Source organism: Methylomonas sp. Uni0011 (assembly GCF_056850255.1).
Map to the genome: position 1 here is coordinate 350,528 of NZ_JBVVNO010000003.1, position 19,777 is coordinate 370,304.

At 56.0% G+C, this 19,777-nt stretch carries 20 protein-coding genes; 10 read left to right on the forward strand and 10 right to left on the reverse strand.

Annotation, left to right across the window (positions count from 1 at the left end):
* Positions 1-36: 36 nt before the first annotated feature.
* From AC0IM9_RS06845 to AC0IM9_RS06870, 6 genes are all read left to right on the forward strand, one after another.
* On the forward strand, positions 37-2,187 hold the full coding sequence (locus tag AC0IM9_RS06845) for a type I secretion system permease/ATPase (protein WP_482803496.1): 2,151 nt from the start codon (positions 37-39) through the stop codon (positions 2,185-2,187).
* The gene (locus AC0IM9_RS06850; protein WP_482803497.1) at positions 2,184-3,548 is read left to right on the forward strand and encodes an HlyD family type I secretion periplasmic adaptor subunit; all 1,365 of its coding nucleotides are present in this window, start codon (positions 2,184-2,186) and stop codon (positions 3,546-3,548) included. The genes AC0IM9_RS06845 and AC0IM9_RS06850 overlap by 4 nt, the downstream gene beginning before the upstream one ends.
* Before the next feature lie 27 nt (positions 3,549-3,575).
* The gene (locus AC0IM9_RS06855) at positions 3,576-4,226 is read left to right on the forward strand and encodes a response regulator transcription factor (protein WP_278209298.1); all 651 of its coding nucleotides are present in this window, start codon (positions 3,576-3,578) and stop codon (positions 4,224-4,226) included.
* Positions 4,223-5,551 (forward strand): TolC family outer membrane protein, encoded by a 1,329-nt coding sequence (locus AC0IM9_RS06860; RefSeq protein WP_482803498.1) that lies wholly within the window; start codon positions 4,223-4,225, stop codon positions 5,549-5,551. Before AC0IM9_RS06855 ends, AC0IM9_RS06860 begins: the two co-directional genes overlap by 4 nt.
* A 262-nt stretch (positions 5,552-5,813) precedes the next feature.
* A complete protein-coding gene (locus AC0IM9_RS06865; RefSeq protein ID WP_482803499.1) occupies positions 5,814-6,728 on the forward strand; it encodes an abortive infection family protein in 915 nt (304 codons plus the stop codon).
* Between the two features lie 700 nt (positions 6,729-7,428).
* Positions 7,429-7,725: a hypothetical protein gene (locus AC0IM9_RS06870; protein ID WP_482803500.1), complete on the forward strand. Its 297-nt coding sequence runs from the start codon at positions 7,429-7,431 to the stop codon at positions 7,723-7,725.
* A gap of 159 nt (positions 7,726-7,884) precedes the next feature.
* On the opposite strand, the gene AC0IM9_RS06875 is transcribed toward AC0IM9_RS06870, so the two are convergent.
* The 5 genes from AC0IM9_RS06875 to AC0IM9_RS06895 are packed head-to-tail and all read right to left on the reverse strand — an operon-like array spanning position 7,885 to position 13,862.
* Positions 7,885-8,106, reverse strand: a complete 222-nt coding sequence (locus AC0IM9_RS06875; RefSeq protein ID WP_140913036.1) for a formate dehydrogenase subunit delta — start codon at positions 8,104-8,106, stop codon at positions 7,885-7,887.
* A gap of 4 nt (positions 8,107-8,110) precedes the next feature.
* Positions 8,111-8,950 carry a formate dehydrogenase accessory sulfurtransferase FdhD gene (gene fdhD, locus AC0IM9_RS06880; RefSeq protein ID WP_278209294.1) on the reverse strand — a complete coding sequence of 280 codons (840 nt, stop codon included), beginning with the start codon at positions 8,948-8,950 and terminating at the stop codon, positions 8,111-8,113.
* 18 nt (positions 8,951-8,968) lie between these two features.
* Positions 8,969-11,821 carry a formate dehydrogenase subunit alpha gene (gene fdhF / locus AC0IM9_RS06885; protein WP_482803501.1) on the reverse strand — a complete coding sequence of 951 codons (2,853 nt, stop codon included), beginning with the start codon at positions 11,819-11,821 and terminating at the stop codon, positions 8,969-8,971.
* A gap of 21 nt (positions 11,822-11,842) precedes the next feature.
* A complete protein-coding gene (locus AC0IM9_RS06890; protein ID WP_482803502.1) occupies positions 11,843-13,387 on the reverse strand; it encodes a formate dehydrogenase beta subunit in 1,545 nt (514 codons plus the stop codon).
* Position 13,388: 1 nt separating this feature from the next.
* The gene (locus tag AC0IM9_RS06895) at positions 13,389-13,862 is read right to left on the reverse strand and encodes a formate dehydrogenase subunit gamma (protein WP_445372987.1); all 474 of its coding nucleotides are present in this window, start codon (positions 13,860-13,862) and stop codon (positions 13,389-13,391) included.
* A 237-nt stretch (positions 13,863-14,099) separates the two neighbouring features.
* Between AC0IM9_RS06895 and AC0IM9_RS06900 the strand changes: the two genes are divergently transcribed.
* Positions 14,100-14,291 carry a (2Fe-2S)-binding protein gene (locus tag AC0IM9_RS06900; protein ID WP_140913040.1) on the forward strand — a complete coding sequence of 64 codons (192 nt, stop codon included), beginning with the start codon at positions 14,100-14,102 and terminating at the stop codon, positions 14,289-14,291.
* A gap of 67 nt (positions 14,292-14,358) precedes the next feature.
* On the opposite strand, the gene AC0IM9_RS06905 is transcribed toward AC0IM9_RS06900, so the two are convergent.
* From AC0IM9_RS06905 to AC0IM9_RS06925, 5 genes are read right to left on the reverse strand one after another with little or no spacing between them, the layout of a single operon-like run.
* The gene (locus AC0IM9_RS06905) at positions 14,359-15,333 is read right to left on the reverse strand and encodes a peptidylprolyl isomerase (protein WP_482803503.1); all 975 of its coding nucleotides are present in this window, start codon (positions 15,331-15,333) and stop codon (positions 14,359-14,361) included.
* A gap of 1 nt (position 15,334) precedes the next feature.
* Positions 15,335-15,610, reverse strand: coding sequence for a BolA family protein (locus AC0IM9_RS06910; RefSeq protein ID WP_278209290.1), 276 nt, complete (start codon positions 15,608-15,610; stop codon positions 15,335-15,337).
* The gene (locus AC0IM9_RS06915; protein WP_482803541.1) at positions 15,607-15,909 is read right to left on the reverse strand and encodes a YciI family protein; all 303 of its coding nucleotides are present in this window, start codon (positions 15,907-15,909) and stop codon (positions 15,607-15,609) included. Before AC0IM9_RS06915 ends, AC0IM9_RS06910 begins: the two co-directional genes overlap by 4 nt.
* On the reverse strand, positions 15,909-16,451 hold the full coding sequence (locus AC0IM9_RS06920; protein ID WP_140913043.1) for a septation protein A: 543 nt from the start codon (positions 16,449-16,451) through the stop codon (positions 15,909-15,911). Before AC0IM9_RS06920 ends, AC0IM9_RS06915 begins: the two co-directional genes overlap by 1 nt.
* Positions 16,452-16,473: 22 nt before the next feature.
* Positions 16,474-16,803 carry a hypothetical protein gene (locus AC0IM9_RS06925; protein ID WP_140913044.1) on the reverse strand — a complete coding sequence of 110 codons (330 nt, stop codon included), beginning with the start codon at positions 16,801-16,803 and terminating at the stop codon, positions 16,474-16,476.
* Positions 16,804-16,916: 113 nt separating this feature from the next.
* On the opposite strand from AC0IM9_RS06925, the gene AC0IM9_RS06930 reads away from it, so the two are divergent.
* The 3 genes from AC0IM9_RS06930 to AC0IM9_RS06940 all read left to right on the forward strand — a co-directional run bounded on the left by AC0IM9_RS06930 (position 16,917) and on the right by AC0IM9_RS06940 (position 19,775).
* A complete protein-coding gene (locus tag AC0IM9_RS06930) occupies positions 16,917-17,222 on the forward strand; it encodes a DUF1244 domain-containing protein (RefSeq protein WP_140913045.1) in 306 nt (101 codons plus the stop codon).
* Complete coding sequence (locus tag AC0IM9_RS06935) at positions 17,219-17,959, forward strand: class I SAM-dependent methyltransferase (protein ID WP_140913046.1); 741 nt, start codon at positions 17,219-17,221, stop codon at positions 17,957-17,959. Before AC0IM9_RS06930 ends, AC0IM9_RS06935 begins: the two co-directional genes overlap by 4 nt.
* A 64-nt stretch (positions 17,960-18,023) precedes the next feature.
* Positions 18,024-19,775, forward strand: a complete 1,752-nt coding sequence (locus tag AC0IM9_RS06940; RefSeq protein WP_482803504.1) for an SPOR domain-containing protein — start codon at positions 18,024-18,026, stop codon at positions 19,773-19,775.
* Positions 19,776-19,777 lie beyond the last annotated feature (2 nt).

The window sequence follows — 19,777 nt, forward strand, 5'->3', positions numbered from 1 at the left end:
CACTATAAAAATAATCACTACCGACCCAATAACCCCATGCCCGATAGCCTGCAGAGTGTAGGACCTGCCAATCCCAAGTTTGACGATCCGCTATTGCTGGCACTGCTCTCGGTCTGCAAAATTCTGCATATTCCGCAAACCGAGACTGCGCTGGTGGCGGGTTTGCCGTTGCAGAATCATAAACTCACTCCGGAATTGTTCCAACGTGCCGCCGAGCGCGCCGGCTTGCGCAGCAGCCTGCTGCGTAGACCTTTGGCGCGGATTTCCAATCTGGTATTGCCGGTCGTACTGTTGCTGAAGGACGGCAACACCTGCGTTCTGGTTGGCAGGGAAGGCGATCGCTGTAGCGTCGTCGTGCCGGAAACCGAAAGCGGCGAAAAAATCGTCGATGCCGGCGAACTGGAGGCCTTGTACAGCGGTATGGCGTTCTTCGTGCAACTTAACCACCGCTTCGATGCCAGAAGCGAGGAATCCGCGCTGCCAAAAGCCAAGCATTGGTTTTGGGATGTTATCGCCAAGTCCTGGCCGATTTACGCTGAAGTGGTGGCGGCGTCGTTACTGGTGAATCTGTTCGCGTTAGCGACGCCGCTGTTTTTTATGAACGTTTACGATCGGGTGGTACCGAACCGCGCCTTGGAGACTCTGTGGGTGCTGGCGATCGGTATTTTGATTGTATTCGGTTTCGAATTGGCGATGAAATTGCTCCGCAGCTACTTTATAGATTCGGCCGGCAAGCGGGCCGATATCATCCTGTCCGCGACTATTTTCGAGAAACTGATGGGGTTACGGATGGAGGCCAAGCCGGCCTCGGTCGGCGGTTTTGCCAATAATCTGAGCGAATTCGAGTCGTTTCGCGAATTTTTAACCTCGGCGACCCTCGCAACCCTGATCGATCTGCCGTTTCTGGTACTGTTTTTGTTGATTATCTCCAGCATCGGCGGCCATCTGGCTTGGATTCCGTTCGGCATATTGCCGCTGGCGGTGTTGATCGGCGTCACCTTGCAAGCACCGTTGAAGGCTACGATTCAAGCCCTGTTTAAAGCCGGCGCCGAGAAAAACGCCTCGCTGGTCGAAGCGCTTACCAATCTGGAGACGATCAAAGCCGCCGGCGCCGAAGGTCAGTTGCAGGCGCGTTGGGAAAAAGGCATCGGCGAGATCGCACGCTTGGGTTTGAAGTCGCGGTTCTACTCCGGATTGGCGGTCAACTTAACCGCATTCTTTCAGCAATTGGCCTCGGTGATGGTGGTCGTGGCGGGCGTTTACCTGATTGCCGACGGCGATTTGACCACCGGCGGGCTGGTGGCTTGCACGATGTTGACCTCGCGCGCTTTGGCGCCGGTCGGCCAGGTCGCGGCACTGTTGACCCGCTATCATCAGGCGCGCGCGGCGCTGGATTCCTTGACCCGGATGATGGCATTGCCGGTCGAACGTGAAGCCGGGCGCGACTATTTGCATCGGCCGCGCTTTGCCGGCGATATCGAATTCAAAAACGTGGTGTTCAATTACCCGCAGCAGCCGGTCAACGCACTGGAAGGCGTCTCGTTCAAAATTAAAGCCGGCGAACGGGTCGGCGTCATCGGCCGCATCGGCTCCGGCAAGAGTACGCTGGAGCGCCTGATCCTAGGCCTTTACCAGGTCCGACAGGGGGCGGTATTGATCGACGGCACCGATATCCGCCAACTCGATCCGGCCGACTTGCGCCGCCAGATCGGTTATGTGCCGCAAGATATTTCGTTACTCTACGGCAGTGTCAAAGACAATATCACGCTCGGTTCCGGTTTCGCCGACGACCAACAAGTGTTGCGAGCGGCGCGGATTGCCGGCGTCGACGCGTTCGTGAACAAACATCCGGCCGGTTTCGATTTGCAGGTCGGCGAAGGTGGTGCCAATTTATCCGGCGGCCAGCGCCAGAGCATCGCATTGGCCAGAGCGCTGGTGTTGTCGCCGCCGATTTTCGTATTGGACGAACCGACCAATGCGATGGACAACAGTAGCGAGGAAGGTTTCAAACAGCGTTTTGCCGCCGAGCTCCAAGGCCAGACGCTGATTTTGGTCACGCATCGCATGTCGCTGTTGAGCTTGGTCGACCGGCTGATCGTAATGGATGGCGGCCATATCGTGGCTGACGGTCCGAAAGATCATGTGCTGGAAGCCTTGCGCCAGGGCCAGATCAAGGTTGCGGCATGACGCTGTTGCAGAAGATCGCCGCATGGCGGGCTGCCAAGCGTTACCGCGCCGAAGATCAGAATTTTCTGAACGACGTCAACGCGGCCAATCTGTACGAAGTGCCGCTGCAAGGCCACCTGATTCTGTGGCTGACGCTGGCTTTTGTGGTGATCGCCTTAATCTGGGCCGGGTTTGCTCCTATCGACGAAGTGACCCGCGGCCAGGGAAAAACCATTCCCTCCAGCCAGGTTCAGGTGGTGCAGAATCTGGAGGGCGGCATCGTTTCCGACATTCTGGTGCAGGAAGGACAACTGGTGGAAAAAGACCAGGTGCTGCTGCAATTGGACGAAGTCAGATTCGCCTCGTCGTTCAAGGAAACCAAACTGAAATATTACGAGCTGCTGGCCGCCACCGCGCGGCTGAATGCCGAAATCAACGGCACGCCGCTGCAGATCCCGGCCGACGTGGCAAAGCATGCACCGCAGATTGTCGAAAACGCCAAGCAATTGCTGCTGTCGCGGCAAAACGAACTCAAATCCAACAGCGATATCCTTGCCGAGCAAGTCCGGCAAAAAGAGCAGGAAATTGTCGAGCTGCAATCGAAGAGCGAGCAATTGGCTCGCAGCTACCACTTATTGCAGGACGAGGTAAAAATGTCGGAGCCGTTGGTGGCCGACGGCGCCATGTCGCAAGTGGAATTGCTCAGGCTGCAGCGCGCCGCCAACGATTTGAAGGGCGATTTGAATTCGGCCAATCTGGCGATACCGCGCTTGCGTTCGTCGTTGGACGAAGCGCGCAATAAACTGGCGGAAATCAAAATCCGCTACCGCACCGAAGCGTTGAAGGAGTTGAACGAAGTCAAGGCCGAACTGGACCGCACGTCGGAATCGGCAGTGGCGCTGGAAGACCGCGTCAGCCGCACCCGGGTGTTGTCGCCGGTGAAGGGCACGGTCAAACGCATCAAAGTGGCGACGGTCGGTGGCGTGATCCAGCCCGGCATGGATTTGCTGGAAATCGTGCCGGTGGAAGACCAACTCCTGATCGAAGCCAAAATCCGCCCGGCCGATATTGCTTTTCTTCACCCCGGACAACCAGCTGTGGTAAAACTAAGCGCGTACGATTTTTCGATATACGGCGGTCTGGATGCGACGTTGGAGCATATCAGCGCCGACAGCATTCCGGGTGAGCGCAAGGACGAGGAAAACTATTACTTGATCCGCTTGCGGACGGCAAGGAATTATCTGGAAAAAAACGGCCAACGTCTTGATATCATTGCCGGGATGACGGCGGAAGTCGATATTTTGACCGGCAAGAAAACCGTACTGGACTACCTGTTGAAACCGATATTGAAAGCCAGAGATCGGGCCTTCAGAGAACGATAACTTTAGACGATATTCATACTACTCACTGTGGCTAACATACTGATTTATTCCAATAACCCTCAGTTGACCGCGCAATGGACGCATGCGTTACTGGCTGAGTACAGTGTCAGTATGCTCCACAGCATTCGCAGCGATTTTCAGGCCGACGCCGTCATCTTTGATGCCAAAAAGCTGGACGAGGACGCCAGCCTGCTGACGGTTTTTGCCAATAAACGGACCCGCTTCTTGGTGATTGGTTCCGACTGGCCGGAAGAGAAGCAAATCAACATTTTGATCAACGGTGCAGCCGGTTATTGCGAGCAGGCGGAGGCGCCTGCTCTGTTGGCGCGGGCCGTTGCCAGCATCCTGGCTGGCGACATCTGGATCCGCCGGGCGCTGGTACCGAAAGTGATCGGCGCTCTGACCGGGGCTCGGCGAATGCAGTCGGCACCCGCCAGTACGGTGGATTGCGATCGAAAACTGCAGATGCTGGCCGCGTTGTCGGCCCGCGAATTGGAAGTGGCAAATATGATACGCCAGGGCGAAAGCAATAAACGCATCGCGTTGGCGTTGAATATATCGGAACGGACGGTGAAAGCCCATTTATCTTCGATTTTTAGGAAACTGGAAGTCGACGATAGATTGCGCTTGGCCATATTGTTGAAAGAGATCGATCAATATCAGAGAGGAACGTCATGAAACTTGCTTTGGGAATTGGCATCGGCGTAGCCATGCAGATGGGCTGTGTAACTGCGAGTCACGCATTGAGCTTGCAGCAATCGATACAAAAAGTTCTGGACGATAACCCGAAAATCCAGGCTGCCAAGTCGGAACGGCGTGCGGTCGAAGAGGAAATCGACCAGGCCAGGGCTGGCTACTTTCCCACCGTCGATGTGACAGCCGGTATCGGCTGGGAGGAGTCCAACAATCCGACCACCCGCGGCCGCGGCGACGGCTCAGTGTTTTACCATCGCGAAGAAGGCGCGATTCAAGTCAGGCAAATGCTGTTCGACGGCTTGGCGACGCCGAACGAAGTCGAACGTCAGGAAAAGCGCACCGATTCGCGTGCTTATACCGTATTCGGCCAATCCGAAATCACCGCGCTGGAAGGCGTCGAAGCTTATTTGAAAGTATTGCGCCGCCAGGAACTACTGAATCTGGCCAAGGACAACCTGCAATTGCATTTGCGCACCAACGAGCAGATCAAATTGCGGAGCGAGCGCGGCGTCGGTAAACGCGCCGACGTCGACCAATCCATGGGTCGGGTGGCATTGGCCGAAAAGAATGTTTGGTCCGAAACCGGTAATCTGAGAGACGCCGAAACCGGCTTTCAACGGGTGATCGGCATCCTGCCGGATGCGGTCGAGCCGGTGGCCGCGCCGACCGCGGCGTTGCCGGCGACGATGGAGCAAGCCATCGACGAAGCCCTGGCCGAACATCCGATTCTGAAATCGGCCAACTCCGATATCGAATCGGCCTTCGCTCAGCACGAAACCGCGAAGGCGCCGTATTTCCCGCGCTTCGATATCGAGACCGGCGTCAGCCACAACTACAATCTGGACGGCATCCGCGGCACCAACTCCGACATGACGGCAATGCTGCGCATGCGCTACAACATCTTCAACGGCGGCAAGGACATCGCCCGCCGCGAACAAACCGCGCAATTAATTAATCAGGCCAAGGACATCCGCGATAACACCCATCGGCAAGTGGTGGAAAGCATGCGCTTGTCGTGGGTGGCGTATGAGACCGTGAAAAGCCAGATGGATTTTTTCAAACAGCATGCCGAGTCTGCTGAAAAAACCATTACCGCCTACCAGCAGCAATTCAACATCGGCCAGCGCACCTTGTTGGACTTGCTCGATACCTTCAACGAAATGTATATCGCCAAAAGTTCGCTGATCAACGCCAAGTACGACGAGTTGTTCTCGCAATACCGGATTCTGGCGAGCAAGGGCCAGTTGAACAAATATCTGGGTACGCAATTGCCGGCTGAGGTGCAGCCTGTCAGTTTGGCGGATTAGGGGCGTTATTCGGGCCGTTTGGGAAAAAGCCTGCCGTCCGGTTTGGGATGGCGGGCTTTCCGATCGCAAGCTGCCTAGTCTGGGCGCTTGATAGCTCGCGCCAATTCAAGCTCAATTGGGGATATGACGGGTCATTGATAATATACGGAGATTAAAATTAGTTGTGGATCAATGATAAACAGGTGCGAGGCGCAGTTATGCGTAGATATGCGGTTAGTTGCTTAATAGCTTGTCAGGCGTCATTGAAATCAGTAGTTTGAGCATGACCAAGCGAATTTCAGAGGCAACTCGGCGCGACCTAATCGACTTCATGGTGCTTGAGAAGGTACAGTGGGCGGGGCGACTGGAAGAGCCAGACTTTTTGGCTCGAATCTTCGACGTGAACGCACTGCCGTCGAAGGACTACCGCTTCAGGACAGCCTATCGTGACATTTGGCAGCACCGCGTGAACAATCCAAACGACTGGGAAGACGACTGGGTATTCTACGACTCCCGTTTCGATTTGCGTTACACGGACGACGATCAGTTTTTGACTTTCCTATGCGAGACGATTCACCCCGTCGTGCGCAGTGATCCTGAGGAGGTAGAAAGACTCCGCCAGACGTACAACCACTTCTTACGACAGGATGGATACGAACTGGTCGAACGGGCCCGCATGTCGGGCCGCCCGGTGTTCGCGGCGCGGCAGGCGCAGGCGGTCGAGGTGACGTCTGTAAAATCGCTGAAGGGCTCGTTACCTGAAGGTGGTATTTCTTATATTACGCGCCAGATCACGCGGATGGAGTCCGCGATCGATGGTGATCCCGATCTTGCCATCGGCACAGCGAAGGAGCTTGTTGAGACGGTCTGCCGAACAATACTTGCAGAGCTGAAGGTTGATGCGCTGGTATCCCTTGATCTTGCCCAGCTGGTCAAGCTCACGACCAGGGAGTTGAAGTTGACCCCAAACGATATCGCGGACGACGATGCGGCGGTCGAATCCCTACGCCGACTTCTCGGCAATCTTGGAACTATCACGCAGAGTCTCGCAGAGATACGAAACAAGTTTGGCACTGGCCATGGCAAAGCCGCTAACTCGAAGGGGCTCGAATCCCGTCACGCGAGGTTGGCAGTCGGTGCTGCTTCGACTCTCGCCTTATTTCTGCAAGAGACCCACCAAGCGCACCGTGCGAGATGAAGCCGAGTAGGGTGGGCACGGCATTTTGTGCCCACGCGGTTAAAAGTCGTGGTTCGGGTCTTGTGTCGCTAACGCGACGCTTGCTTTGAATGTCGGTTCGCGGACCGACAACCGCGATACTTTCTTTTGTTTGGCGAGCCACATGGATGTGGCGAATGCCGAAAATGCAGGAGCAATTTTCGGCCAAAAGAAAGTATCCAAAGACAAATCCGCCGGGAGCGGATTTGGACGCCATCGGCGCACGAAGTGCGAGCGCCCGGATGACGTGAGTCAGCAAGCCAGCCCATGCCGCGTTGGTCCTGCGCTCCTGCGGATTTGGCGAGGGTTTTCGGAAGGGCTGTCCAAGCCCTCCGAAAACGAGCGGCATCCCTGCCGCTCCCCTACGGGCAGCTTCTCGCCAAATCCTCCGGTGCTCGGCGCGTCATCAGGGGCGGAAAACCGTCCCGACTTCCCGGTGTTCCTGGTTCTCACGGTCATCCGTGGGAGTCCATACAGATGTAGGCCGGAATAAGCGTAGCGTTTCCGGCAGGTTTGGTGGAGGATCTCGCGGCTTCAACGGGTTAGTTATGGAGGGCTAGGGTGAACAGACTTACGATGTTTCCATTGGAACAAGACTATCAATCAGATTAAGCCGACCTACTTGTTGAGCTGAACTACACTTTGCAGTAACAAATTCTGAAACTGTGGAGGAACTTCATTGATGCGAGATTATTTGTCAAAGGCGTTGTTTGGATCACGCGAAGGACTTATTTTTGTTATAGCCAGCGCTATTTACGTTGCAATCTGGGTGTCAGCAGAACTCTCACCCCTTATGGCTTCCGAGTTTGGCTTCATCGGCCTAATGTCTCGCTATATGCCGGTTTTTCTGCTGATCTTTTTTCTTAAGATTGGCGGTCACCGCAGAAATTATCTCTCTACTTGGTTTAACACGTCGATGATGTTGATCTTCGCGCTGGTACCTTTTCTCGTTGTTGCAAAGTCGGCGATTATCGGTTGAACATTCCGTGCAGTTTAGCCCGGTGGGCATTTTGCATGCGACAGTTCAACAAATGATATAAGCCGGAATAAGCCTAGCGTTTCCGGCAGGTTCTGAAGTCTTTGGAGGGTGGAGGATAGGGGGACTAGCCGAGACCTATCCTTTGTTGATCGGTAAAAATTAGGGCTTTTGGGCGATGCGTTTGACGGCTTCGGCGACGATGTCGAGCAATTCGTTGCCGCCGTGCTGGATGTATTCGACGATTTGCTTGCGCATTCTGGGTTCCCAGAAATTGCGGATGTGTTGTTCGACGCCGGCTACGGCAACATCGTGCTCCGGTTCGGATTTAAAAAAGGCGCCAATGTTGTTAGCCATTTTGATCAAATTGCTGTGATTGTCCATGATGCTATGCGACGGATGTTTGTAAATGTTGTAGGCGAAAAGGATGAGTATAAATCGTGTGGTTATCGTTGCGGGTAAAGCCGACCAGGGTCAATCCGCACTCGTCCGCCAAACGGATCGCGAGGGCGGTCGGCGCCGAGATCGCGGCCAGCAAGGTGATGCCGACGCTGGCGGCTTTTTGTACCATTTCGTAACTGGCACGGCTGGTGACCAACAGCCAGCCGGCGGAAAAATCGCAGCCGCCTTTCGCCAATGCACCGATCAGCTTGTCCAGTGCATTGTGGCGGCCGACGTCTTCGCGCACCGCGGTTATGCCTTTTTCGGAATCTAGCCACGCGGCGGCGTGTACGGCCCCGGTCAATAAATTCAACGCTTGTTGCTGACGCATCGTTTCAAAAGCGTCGCGCAGTAGCGGTGCGTCCAGAACCAAGCCTTTGCCAACCGTGCGTGGCGGACGGATGGCTTGTTCCAACGTCGTAGCCCCGCACAAGCCGCAGCCGGTGCGGCCGGTCAGGTTTTTGCCTTTGCCGTGCAGTTTATCGAAACGTTCCTCGGGAATTTGCATGCGGACTTCGATGCCCTTGGAGCGCTGTACTACCTTGATTGACTGGATCTCGGACGGATGACGGACGATGTCTTCGGTCAAGCTGAAGCCAAGGCCGAAATCCTCGAGATTGAGCGGTGTGGTCAGCATGACCACGTGAGGTATCGTGTTGTAGACCAGGACTACCGGCACCTCTTCGGCGACGTAGTCCTGTTTGCGGCTATGCTCCGGGCCGCGCCAGCTATCGAACGTTCCGGTCCGATAGCTGGTCCAGCCAAGTTCCGCGGGTACTGGATCCATGCTAGGTTTTGCTTGGATTTAGCCGGCGGTGACGATACGGTTATCCAGCAAGGACTGCTGGTCGTCGGAGAAGGCCTGGTATTCCTTCTGCCATTCGGACGGTTGTGCCACTTTCGCGACGTGTACCGCCGTAACCTTGTATTCCGGGCAATTGGTGGCCCAGTCCGAGTTGTCGGTGGTGATCACGTTCGCGCCGGAATGCGGGAAGTGGAAAGTGGTGTAGACCACGCCCGGCTGCATCCGGTCAGTAACCAGTGCCCGTAGCACGGTCTCGCCCGACCGGCTTTTGACGCCGCACCAGTCGCCGTCCGCGATACCCAGAACTTCAGCATCGTGCGGATGGATTTCCAGACGATCCTCCTGATGCCATGCCACGTTTTCGGTACGACGGGTTTGGGCGCCGACGTTGTATTGCGACAAAATGCGACCGGTAGTCAGAATCAGCGGATATTTGCTGTTGGTGCGTTCACTGGTCGCTACATACTCGGTCAACAGGAAACGGCCCTTGCCGCGTACGAACTGATCGGCGTGCATGATTGGCGTGCCGTCCGGGTGTTCCTCGTTGCAAGGCCATTGGATGCTGCCCATTTCGTCGATTTTCGCGTAGCTGACACCGGCAAATTGCGGGGTCAGGCGAGCGATCTCGTCCATGATTTCCGAAGGATGAGCATAATTCATCGGATAGCCTAGCGCGTTGGACAGGTCTTGGGTTACTTCCCAATCCTCTTTACCGGCTAGGGGCTTCATGACTTTACGCACCGGCGAAATCCGCCGTTCGGCATTAGTGAAGGTACCGTTTTTCTCCAGGAACGATGAGCCGGGCAGGAACACGTGGGCGAACTTGGCGGTTTCGTTGAGGAAAATGTCTTGCACGATCAGGCATTCCAGTTCGCGCAGGGCGTGGTGAACGTGGTTGATGTCCGGGTCGGATTGGGCGATGTCCTCGCCTTGTACGTACAGGCCTTTGAAGCTGCCTTCGATCGCGGCGGCGAACATATTCGGAATCCGCAGGCCGGGTTCGGAAGCCAGGCTGACGCCCCATTCCGCTTCGAATTGGGCGCGGGTGGCACCGTCCGACACGTGGCGGTAGCCGACGAATTCGTGCGGGAACGAGCCCATGTCGCAAGAACCTTGCACATTGTTCTGGCCGCGCAACGGGTTGACGCCGACGCCTTCGCGGCCGATGTTGCCGGTAGCCATCGCCAAGTTGGCGATGCCGATTACTGTGGTCGAACCTTGGCTGTGTTCGGTAACGCCCAAGCCGTAGTAGATCGCGCCGTTGCCGCCGGTGGCATATAAACGCGCCGCGCCGCGCAGCAATTCAGCGGGTACGCCGGTCAATTCGGCTACGGCTTCCGGAGAGTTTTCCGGTTTGGCGACGAAGCTGCGCCATTTGGCGAAGGACTCGACGTCGCAACGTTCGTTGACAAACGCTTCGTCGACCAAGCCTTCAGTAACGATGACGTGAGCCAATGCGGTGACCACGGCGACGTTGGTACCGGGGCGCAGTTTCAGGTGGTAATCGGCTCTGATGTGCGGGCTGTTGCGCACCAAGTCGATTTCGCGCGGGTCAACCACGATCAATTTGGCGCCTTGGCGCAGGCGGCGTTTCATCAACGAACCGAATACCGGATGGCCGTCGGTTGGGTTGGCGCCGATTACCAGGATTACGTCGGATTGCAACACCGAATCAAAGGTTTGCGTGCCCGAGGATTCGCCGAAGGTGGTTTTCAAGCCGTAACCGGTCGGCGAATGGCAAACGCGGGCGCAGGTGTCGACGTTGTTGTTACCGAAACCGGCGCGGATCAGTTTTTGTACCAGGTAAGTCTCTTCGTTGGTGCAGCGGGAGGAAGTAATGCCGCCAACCGCATCTTTGCCGTATTTGGCTTGAATCGCTTGCAAACGGCTGGCCGCAGTTTCGATCGCTTCTTCCCAGCTAACTTCGCGCCACGGGTCGGTAATTTTATCGCGCACCATCGGTTTAGTGATGCGGTCTTTATGGGTGGCGTAACCGAAGGCGAAGCGGCCTTTCACGCAGGAATGGCCGTGGTTGGCTTGGCCGTTTTTGTCCGGGACCATGCGCACCAGTTGTTCGCCTTTCATCTCGGCTTTGAACGAGCAGCCGACGCCGCAATAGGCGCAGGTGGTAATCGTGCTATGTTCGGGTTGGCCGTGGTCGATCACGGCTTTCTCCATCAGCGTTGCCGTCGGGCAGGCTTGGACGCAGGCGCCGCAGGAGACACACTCGGATTCCATGAAGGGCTGGTTTTGGCCCGGAGAGACTTTCGATTCGAAGCCGCGGCCGTCGATCGTCAACGCAAAGGTACCTTGCACTTCTTCACAGGCTCTGACGCAACGCGAACAAACGATGCATTTGGACGGGTCGAACGAGAAATAGGGGTTGCTTTCGTCTTTTTCGGCCTGCAGATGGTTTTCGCCTTCGAAACCGTAACGCACTTCGCGCAGACCGACCGCGCCGACCGTATCTTGCAGTTCGCAATTGCCGTTGGCGGAGCAGGTCAAGCAATCCAGCGGATGGTCGGAGATATACAGCTCGGCAATGCCTTTACGCAGCTTCGCCAACTTTTCGTTTTGCGTGGTCACCTTCATGCCGGCCGCAACCGGTGTGGTACAGGAAGCGGGGTAGCCGCGCGCGCCTTCGATTTGTACCAGACACATCCGGCAAGAGCCGAATGGATCCAAACGGTCTGTGGCGCACAATTTCGGAATGCTGATGCCGGCTTCGGCGGCCGCGCGCATTACCGAAGTACCGGCATTGACGGTCACCTTGTGGCCGTCGATTTCCAGGGAGACTTGTTCGGCCGACGCGCTGGCCGGCGTGCCGTAGTCGATTTCGTTGTTTAATGACATAGCTACCTCCGGGAGGATAGATCAGGCTTTGGCGGGGTGTAAGCCAAAGTCTTCGGGGAAATGGTTCAATGCGCTCAACACCGGATACGGTGTCATGCCGCCCATCGCGCACAGCGAGCCGCACAACATCGTGTCGCACAGGTCGCGCAGCAATTCGGTGTTTTTGGCCTTGTCGACGTTGGCGACGATGCGGTCGATGACTTCGACGCCGCGGGTCGAGCCGATCCGGCACGGCGTGCATTTGCCGCAGGATTCCTCGACGCAGAATTCCATCGCGTAACGGGCCATGTCTGCCAGATTGGTGGTGTCGTCGTGAACGACCAAACCGCCGTGGCCCAAAACCGCGCCGATGGCGGCGAAGGCTTCGTAATCCAGCGGTGTATCGAATTGGCTTTCCGGCATGTAGGCGCCCAACGGGCCGCCGACCTGCACGGCGCGGATCGGTCGACCGCTGGCGGAACCGCCGCCGTAGTCGTAGAGTAGTTCGCGTAAGGTCATACCGAATGCGGCTTCGAACAGACCGGGATGTTTGATGTTGCCGGCCAGTTGCAACGGCAGCGTGCCGCGCGAGCGGCCCATGCCGTAATTTTTGTAGTACTCGCCGCCCTTGTCCAGAATGATCGGCACGGACGCCAGAGAAATCACGTTGTTGACGATAGTCGGTTTGCCGAACAGGCCAACGATGGCTGGGAGCGGCGGTTTGAACCGCACCAGGCCGCGTTTGCCTTCCAGGCTTTCCAATAATGATGTCTCTTCGCCGCAGACGTAAGCGCCGGCGCCGCTGCGGACTTCCAAGTTGAAAGTCTTGCCGCTGCCCTGAATGTTTTCGCCCAGATAGCCGTTTTTGTAGGCGGCTTCGATGGCTTGGTTCAAGGCAATTTTGGCGTGGGGGTATTCGACGCGCAGATAGATGTAACCTTGGGTGGCGCCGACCGCAACGCCGGCGATGGTCATGCCTTCGATCAGTACAAACGGATCGCCTTCCATGATCATCCGGTCGGAGAAGGTGCCAGAGTCGCCTTCGTCGGCGTTGCAAACGATATATTTCTGGTCGCCGGTGGCGTTCAGCACGGTATTCCATTTGATGCCGGTGGGGAATGCTGCGCCGCCGCGGCCGCGTAGGCCTGAGTCGGTAACATGTTTGACGATTTCGGCCGGTTGCAGCGCTAAAGCGTTTTTCAGGCCTTTGTAGCCGTCGTTGGCCAGATAGTCTTCGAGACTGACCGGGTCGGTGATGCCGACACGGGCGAAAGTCAGCCGGTTTTGGTTTTTGAAATAGGGGAGTTCTTCGATATTGCCCAGGTAAAGCGGATGTGATTTTCCTTCCAGTAATCCGGCTTCGAGCAGCGAAGCGACATCTTCTTCCTGCACCGGGCCGTATGCGATGCGGCCATTCGGTGTTTCGACTTCTACCAGAGGTTCCAGCCAGAACAAGCCGCGCGAGCCGTTACGAACGATTTGTACCGATTGGCCGCGGTCGGCCGTATGTTGAGCGAAGGCGTTGGCGACTTGTTCGGCGCCCAGTGACAGCGCGGTGGAGTCGCGGGAAATAAACAGGCGGGTCATGTTAAGCACCTTTGAATTTTGCAATCAGACTGTCGAATTTATCCGGCGTGACGCGGCCGAATACTTGGTCGTCTATCGTAATGGATGGCGAGCAGGCGCAATTGCCCAGGCAATAGACCGGTTCCAGCGAGAAGGCTTGGTCTGCGGTAGTTTCGTGATAATCGATGCCGAGCACCTGTTTGGCGTGGTTTTCCAGGGCGGTGCTGTTCATCGATTGGCAGGATTCGGCACGGCAGATGCGCACGGTGTGTTTGCCTGGCGGAGTGTCGCGGAAGTAATGATAAAAACTAATAACCCCGTGTACTTCGGCTTGCGACAAATTCAGAGAACTTGCGATGTCTGCCACGGCAGCCGGAGGAATGTAGCCCAGGGTGTCCTGAATGCCGTGCAGAATCGGTAATAAGCTGCCCGGCATCGTTCGGTGAGCGTCCAGTATTTCCAGCACAGTGGCTTGTTGGGTTTGATAGTCTTGCATCATTGGCTCTTGTAAATGACGAAAAGGTTATCAGAGTATTTAAGCACGAAAAAACCCGCCAACGCAATTGGGATTCATGGCTCAATCCCGCGAATTTCCTAAGCATCGCAAGGTAATCCGGCGTTTCGACTAAGAGCGTTTGGCTTAGTTCGGTATCGGAAAAAAATGCCGCCGGCATCACTTTACTTTTAAATGATAATTGTTATCATTAATTCAAAATGATCTGGAGATTTTTGTATGTATGTGTGCGTGTGCAAAGCGGTTACCGATAAGCAGGTTGCTCAAGCGATCAGCCAGGGTGTTTGCAGTCGTAGACAGGTCATGGAGTGTACCGGGGCTGGCGGCGTTTGCGGTAAATGTTCCGCCAGTATCAAGGCGATGTTGGATGAGAAGTGCCAAAATCAGGCGTTGAGGGCGCAGGCAGCTTAGTCCGCTGCTATAGGATTGAGAGGAACAGGGCGGCTGTCCGCCCTGTATTGCCACGCAGGCTGTTTGGTTATTTTGCGGCTGCCGGGTCCGCCGGTTTGGTTTCCGTTGCCGGGGCTGCCGGTTCGGATGGGGCGGCGGCTGGCTGCTCGGCCGGTGCCGCGGCAGGTTGTTCGGTCGGAGCTGCGGGTTGCGCTTCTTCTGGTTTAGCCGGTGTCGGCGGCAACATCACTTCCACTTTTGCGTTCTTGCGCAGGTTTTCGATCATTGCTTGAGCTTTTTGCCGTTGCAACATCGGCCGGATTTGTTCTTTGACGGCGTCCAGCGGCGGTGGGGTCAAAGCTCTGGATTCTTCGCGCAAAATCACGTGCCAGCCGAACTGGGTTTGCACCGGTTGTTTGCTGTATTTGCCGTTCTCCAGCGCTACCACCGCTTCGGAGAATGGCGGCACCATCCGGTCGGCGGTAAACCAGCCTAAATCGCCACCTTCCGAGCCCATCGGGTCGATCGAATGTTTTTTAGCCAGTTCGTTAAAGTTGCCGCCTTTATCCAGCTCGGCGATCAATTTTTTGGCTTCGTCTTCGGTTTTGACCAGAATATGGCGGGCCTTGTATTCGCTGCCCATATTGGCCATTTTCGAATCGTATTCGGCTTTGATTTCTTCATCGGTGACCGGGTTGGCTTTCAGGTAATCCTGCAACGCTGCTTGCGACAGCAAGGAATTTCTGACGGTTGCCATCCGCTCGATCACTTCCGGCGTTTTATCCAACTGCTTCTGCAGCGCCTGTTGAATCAACAATTCGCGTTGAATCAACTCTTCCAATAATTGTTCCTTCGGAAAGGTTTGGCCTTGGCTACGTTCGGAAATCTCTTTTTCCAACGTTTCCAGGGTTTTTTTACTGATGTAGGTGCCGTTGACCGAAGCGACCGCATCTTCCTTGCTGACTGTCGGGGTTGCGGGGGCAGCCTCTTTGGCTTTTTCTTCGAAGCAGCCCGGCAGCAGAGCGGCGCCGGCCAGAACCAGAGGGACAAGTTTCAATTTCATATCAAGAATTTCCTTTGCTGTTTTCAGAGGGAGTTAAAGCGTTAATGCTCAAGGCGTGAATCTCAGCCTTCATCATATCGCCCAAGGCTTGGTAGACCAATTGGTGGCGTTGCACCAACGATTTGTTTTCGAACTGCGTTGAAACCAGGGTGACGTGGTAATGGCCGCCGCCTTGGTTTCCGGCATGTCCTGCATGCGCGGCGCTATGGTCGATAATTTCGATTAATTCCGGCTGGAAAGCGTCTTCCAGCTTGTGTCTGATGATATCGGCAGTCATTGGGGAAATACTTGTTTAAAAGGTTTGACGGTAACGCCGGCGTAAACGCCGGCGGCAAAATAGGGATCGGCATCGGCCCAGGTCTTGGCGCTCTGCAGATCGGGAAACTCGGCAACGATCAGGCTGCCGCTAAAGCCGGCTTCGCCGGGGTTTTCGGCGTCGATTGCCGGATGCGGCCCGGCCAGCACCAATCGGCCCTGGTCTTGCAAAGCCTGTAGTCTCGCCAAGTGGGCGGGGCGTGTCGCCAGGCGTTTGCTCAGGCTGTCGGCCGCGTCTTCAGCAATAATGGCGTAAAGCATCATTCCTTCGCTTCCGGAGTCGGCACATGTTTATAGAGAAATGCCATTTGTACGCCAATAAACAACACCATCAGGCCCGGTACGCCGAAGGTCTTGAAGCTGACCCAGTCGTCGGTGCTGTAATGGTGCATCACGTATAAATTCAAAAAGCCGACGCCGATAAAAAACAAGGCCCAGCTTAGGTTCAGTCGTTTCCAGATACGAGCCGGCAGCTCCAGATTGGCGCCCATCATACGTTCGATGAAGGTTTTATTGCCGACGAATTGGCTGGCCAAGAACGCGCCGCCGAACAACCATTCGATGATGGTCAGTTTCCATTTGATGAATTGTTCGTCTTGCAAATACAGTGTGGCGCCGCCCATGACCAGGATCAATCCCAGCGTAATCCATTGCATCGTTTCGACTTTGCGGTAGAGCAGCCAGTACAGGCAGACCTGAACGACGGTTGCGGCAATCACGACGCCGGTGGCAACGTAGATGTCGTAGAGCTTGTAGGCGACAAAAAACAAAACGATAGGAAAGAACTCTAAAAGCGGTTTCATGATGGATGGTTAAGCAGAATAGTTAGGCGTAAAGATCGATACCGGAAATTGTTTGGTTGAGCTGTTCTTGAACGAGTTGGTTGCGGTTTTCGGTATAAGCGTTCAGGGCTTTCAAAGTGCGCGAATTGGTCGGTACGTTACGGGGTTCAAGCATCAATTCGGTTTCGGCCAAGGCTGCCTGGATTTGCGCGGTGGACGAAGGTTGGCGTTGGCTTTGCGGTTGCCGGTTTGTCAGCTCCGCTTCGGTAATCGCTATCGGCGGTTGTTCGCGTTTGGCGTCTGACGGTCCGGCCTGCGGATATTTATAGCCGACCGGATAGTAGGCCAATGACGAACTGTGTATGGTGCTCACTGGAGTGACGTTAGGGGCCGAAGTAACGATGCTTCATTGTAGAATCTTTGTTTGCAATTGTACATGAGCCGGGCGGCTTTGCTGCTAAAATGCCGAATTTAAAGGAGGATTTCATGTCAGATACCCATAGCACCGAGTTGGAGGCCGCTGCTTTCCGACAACTGCTTGCCCACTTGCAAAAGCACACCGAAGTACAAAATATCGAATTGATGATCCTCGCCGATTTCTGCCGCAACTGTCTGGCCAAATGGTATGCGGCTGCGGCAGCGGAACGCGGTGTCGCCGTCGATTACGAACAGGCTCGGGAGATCGTCTACGGCATGCCGTATGCCGAATGGAAGGAAAAATACCAGCTTGAAGCTACCCCTGAACAATTGGCGGCTTACCAGGCTCGCCAAAAACTCAAGGACGATAAATGAGTGCCGATAACCCGTTCGATGCGATGTTCTCCGGCGTGATCGGTCGGGAATACGACATGCTGAAACTGATCTGCCCGTTCGCGACGGAAATGAGTCGTCTGGTCGGCTTGGAAATCGGCGATTTTTGCCGGGGCCACGCTACCCCGGCCAGTGTGGTCGAGTTGGGCGGCGGTACCGGTATTACCACGCTGGCTATATTGTCGGCGGCGGAAAATTGTCGGGTATTGAGTGTCGACAGCGAACCGGCGATGCAAAACCAAGCCAAATTGAGCTTGCAAGACTGGGAGCAACAGGGGCGGCTCGATTTTTCCGAACAGGACGCGTTAAGCGCATTGCGCGATTTACCGGCAGACAGCGCCGATGCGGTGGCATCCGCCTATACCTTGCATAACTTCGAAGCGGGTTACCGGCGTCAAGTGTTGGCCGAGATTTACCGGGTGTTGAAACCGGGCGGCATCTTCGTCAACGGCGACCGCTACGGCCTGGACGACATCGACGCACACACCCGTGCCACGCAACAGGAAGTCGCCGGTTACTTCAAAGTATTAACCGGCATCGAACGCTTGGATTTACTGGAGCATTGGATCATACATCTGTTCAGCGACGAATCCGAAAACCACGTGATGCGCGAGTCTATCGCGCTGGCACAGATGGCGGACGCCGGTTTCGGCAACATCCAACTCAAGCGGAGGATGGACGTGAATGCGCTGGTGACTGCCGCCAAGAATGCCGGATAAACCTCGCGCAACAGACGCTTAATTCGGGCGCGTAAGCGGCCGCCCGACCGAACCGAGAAAACTCATGGCTGAACCGACTGGTAATAAAAGCAAGAAAACTCTGGATGCCTTCGCCGACGACCTGGATGCGATGTTGAACATCAGCGAGCCGGCTGGTCGCGAGGTTGGCGAAATCGACGACGACGAAGCGATAGACCGCTTGCTGGTCGGAGACGAAACCTTGGGTCGCGAAGCGGACGAGCAGATCGACGAGTTCGGCGATTTCGACAACCTGTTGGAAATCGACCTGCCGGCCGGCAAGAACCGGCCGCTGGACGATATCGACGAATTCGGCGACGAATTCGATACTGAGATTGCCGAGATCGCAATCAATCCCGGCCGGGAGTCGGACGACCTGGCCGACGAAGTTGCCGATGCCGTCGGTGCCGACATTCAACGCGAGTTGGAAGAGGCCGACGCCATTGCCGACGCGGCCGAATTGACAGTGGCCGACGACATCGACGAATTCGCCGACATCGACTCGGTGCTTGCGGCTACCGCTGCCGAGCCGGGCCGGGCCGGCCAGGAAAGCGTGGCAGATATCGACGAATTTGGCGATGAATCGGAGTCGGCCGGTAACACGGCGGATTTTCTGATGGCGGATTTCGATATTACCGCGGACGACGATTTGGCCGAGCCCGTTGCCGAAACGGCCGAGGCGGAGCCAAGCGAGGCCTTTACCGAAACCGATGCCGCCGAAGTGCTAGCCCCTGCTGCCGTCGGCGAAGCGAACCAGCCGGAACCGAATATTCCGGTAGAGCCGGCAGCGGCGGCTGAAGCCGACGATGGCGATATTCTGATTGCCGGCGACGACGAGCCGGAGCTGGCGGCGGTTGCCGCAGCAGCCTCGGTAGCCGCTGCCGCGGTTACCCCACCACCTCCGCCGCCGCCGGCCGTCGACTACAGCGGCGACATTACGGCATTGAACCGCCAGGTCGGCGAGTTGAAACGGCAATTGCAGCAGTTGAAGCATGAATTGGCCGAGAAACCGGACAGGACTCAACTTGGCGAGTGCCAGACCGGCCTGGAAAACCTGCAAGTCGAACAGAAAAAAACCAAACGTGGCTTGGATGCGCTCACTGCCAAAAAACCGGTGCTGGCCTACGCGGCGGCTGGTGTGGCCGGTGTCGCATTGCTGGCGAGTATCGGTCTGGGGGTGCAGGGCCTTATTACCAAATCCCAAGTCGGCGAACTGGTCACCATTATCGGAAAATTGCAGGAACAGGCAAATGCCGCGCCGACCAACGACGCGGCCGAGATGGCAATGATGCAAAAACAATTGGACGAATTGACGGTCAGTGCCGGCGTCATGTCGACCCAGATTACGGAATTGAGCAAAGTGCCGCACGCCAACCCTGGGGCTGCGCCGGCACCTGCTGGCGACCAGGCGACTAAACTGACCGAGCTGGCCAATCAGAATTTGCAAATCGGTGCAGCGATAGAAACTTTGCAGAACAAGGTCAGCGCTTTGGAAAAAGGCCGGACTGTTGTCGCGGCCGCGCCGAAACCGGAAAAGAAAAAACCGGAACCGGTCGAAGAGAACTGGGCAGTCAACCTGGTGGCATTCAAGCAGGATTGGTACGCCAAAAGCAAGGCCCAGGAGTTCGCCGGCAAAGGCGTACCGGCCAAGGTCAGCAAGACCGAAACCAAGGGCGAAAACTGGTACCGCCTCAGCGTCGACGGTTTTAAAACTCAGTACGAAGCGGCAGCCTACGCCGCAAAGGTTAAGAAAACCTTGAACCTCGATTCGGTCTGGGTCACTCGCGTCAAGGATTGAGG

Coding starts and splice junctions, on each gene's coding strand:
- AC0IM9_RS06870 (WP_482803500.1), top strand. CDS start 7,429: ATGCGAGATTATTTGTCAAAGGCGTTGTTTGGATCACGCGAAGGACTT.
- AC0IM9_RS06915 (WP_482803541.1), bottom strand. CDS start 15,909: ATGCTTTACGCCATTATTGCTGAAGACGCGGCCGACAGCCTGAGCAAA.
- AC0IM9_RS06850 (WP_482803497.1), top strand. CDS start 2,184: ATGACGCTGTTGCAGAAGATCGCCGCATGGCGGGCTGCCAAGCGTTAC.
- AC0IM9_RS06845 (WP_482803496.1), top strand. CDS start 37: ATGCCCGATAGCCTGCAGAGTGTAGGACCTGCCAATCCCAAGTTTGAC.
- fdhD (WP_278209294.1), bottom strand. CDS start 8,950: ATGGATCCAGTACCCGCGGAACTTGGCTGGACCAGCTATCGGACCGGA.
- AC0IM9_RS06875 (WP_140913036.1), bottom strand. CDS start 8,106: ATGGACAATCACAGCAATTTGATCAAAATGGCTAACAACATTGGCGCC.
- AC0IM9_RS06910 (WP_278209290.1), bottom strand. CDS start 15,610: ATGACTGCCGATATCATCAGACACAAGCTGGAAGACGCTTTCCAGCCG.
- fdhF (WP_482803501.1), bottom strand. CDS start 11,821: ATGTCATTAAACAACGAAATCGACTACGGCACGCCGGCCAGCGCGTCG.
- AC0IM9_RS06890 (WP_482803502.1), bottom strand. CDS start 13,387: ATGACCCGCCTGTTTATTTCCCGCGACTCCACCGCGCTGTCACTGGGC.
- AC0IM9_RS06900 (WP_140913040.1), top strand. CDS start 14,100: ATGTATGTGTGCGTGTGCAAAGCGGTTACCGATAAGCAGGTTGCTCAA.
- AC0IM9_RS06930 (WP_140913045.1), top strand. CDS start 16,917: ATGTCAGATACCCATAGCACCGAGTTGGAGGCCGCTGCTTTCCGACAA.
- AC0IM9_RS06920 (WP_140913043.1), bottom strand. CDS start 16,451: ATGAAACCGCTTTTAGAGTTCTTTCCTATCGTTTTGTTTTTTGTCGCC.
- AC0IM9_RS06865 (WP_482803499.1), top strand. CDS start 5,814: ATGACCAAGCGAATTTCAGAGGCAACTCGGCGCGACCTAATCGACTTC.
- AC0IM9_RS06905 (WP_482803503.1), bottom strand. CDS start 15,333: ATGAAATTGAAACTTGTCCCTCTGGTTCTGGCCGGCGCCGCTCTGCTG.
- AC0IM9_RS06935 (WP_140913046.1), top strand. CDS start 17,219: ATGAGTGCCGATAACCCGTTCGATGCGATGTTCTCCGGCGTGATCGGT.
- AC0IM9_RS06940 (WP_482803504.1), top strand. CDS start 18,024: ATGGCTGAACCGACTGGTAATAAAAGCAAGAAAACTCTGGATGCCTTC.
- AC0IM9_RS06860 (WP_482803498.1), top strand. CDS start 4,223: ATGAAACTTGCTTTGGGAATTGGCATCGGCGTAGCCATGCAGATGGGC.
- AC0IM9_RS06895 (WP_445372987.1), bottom strand. CDS start 13,862: ATGCAAGACTATCAAACCCAACAAGCCACTGTGCTGGAAATACTGGAC.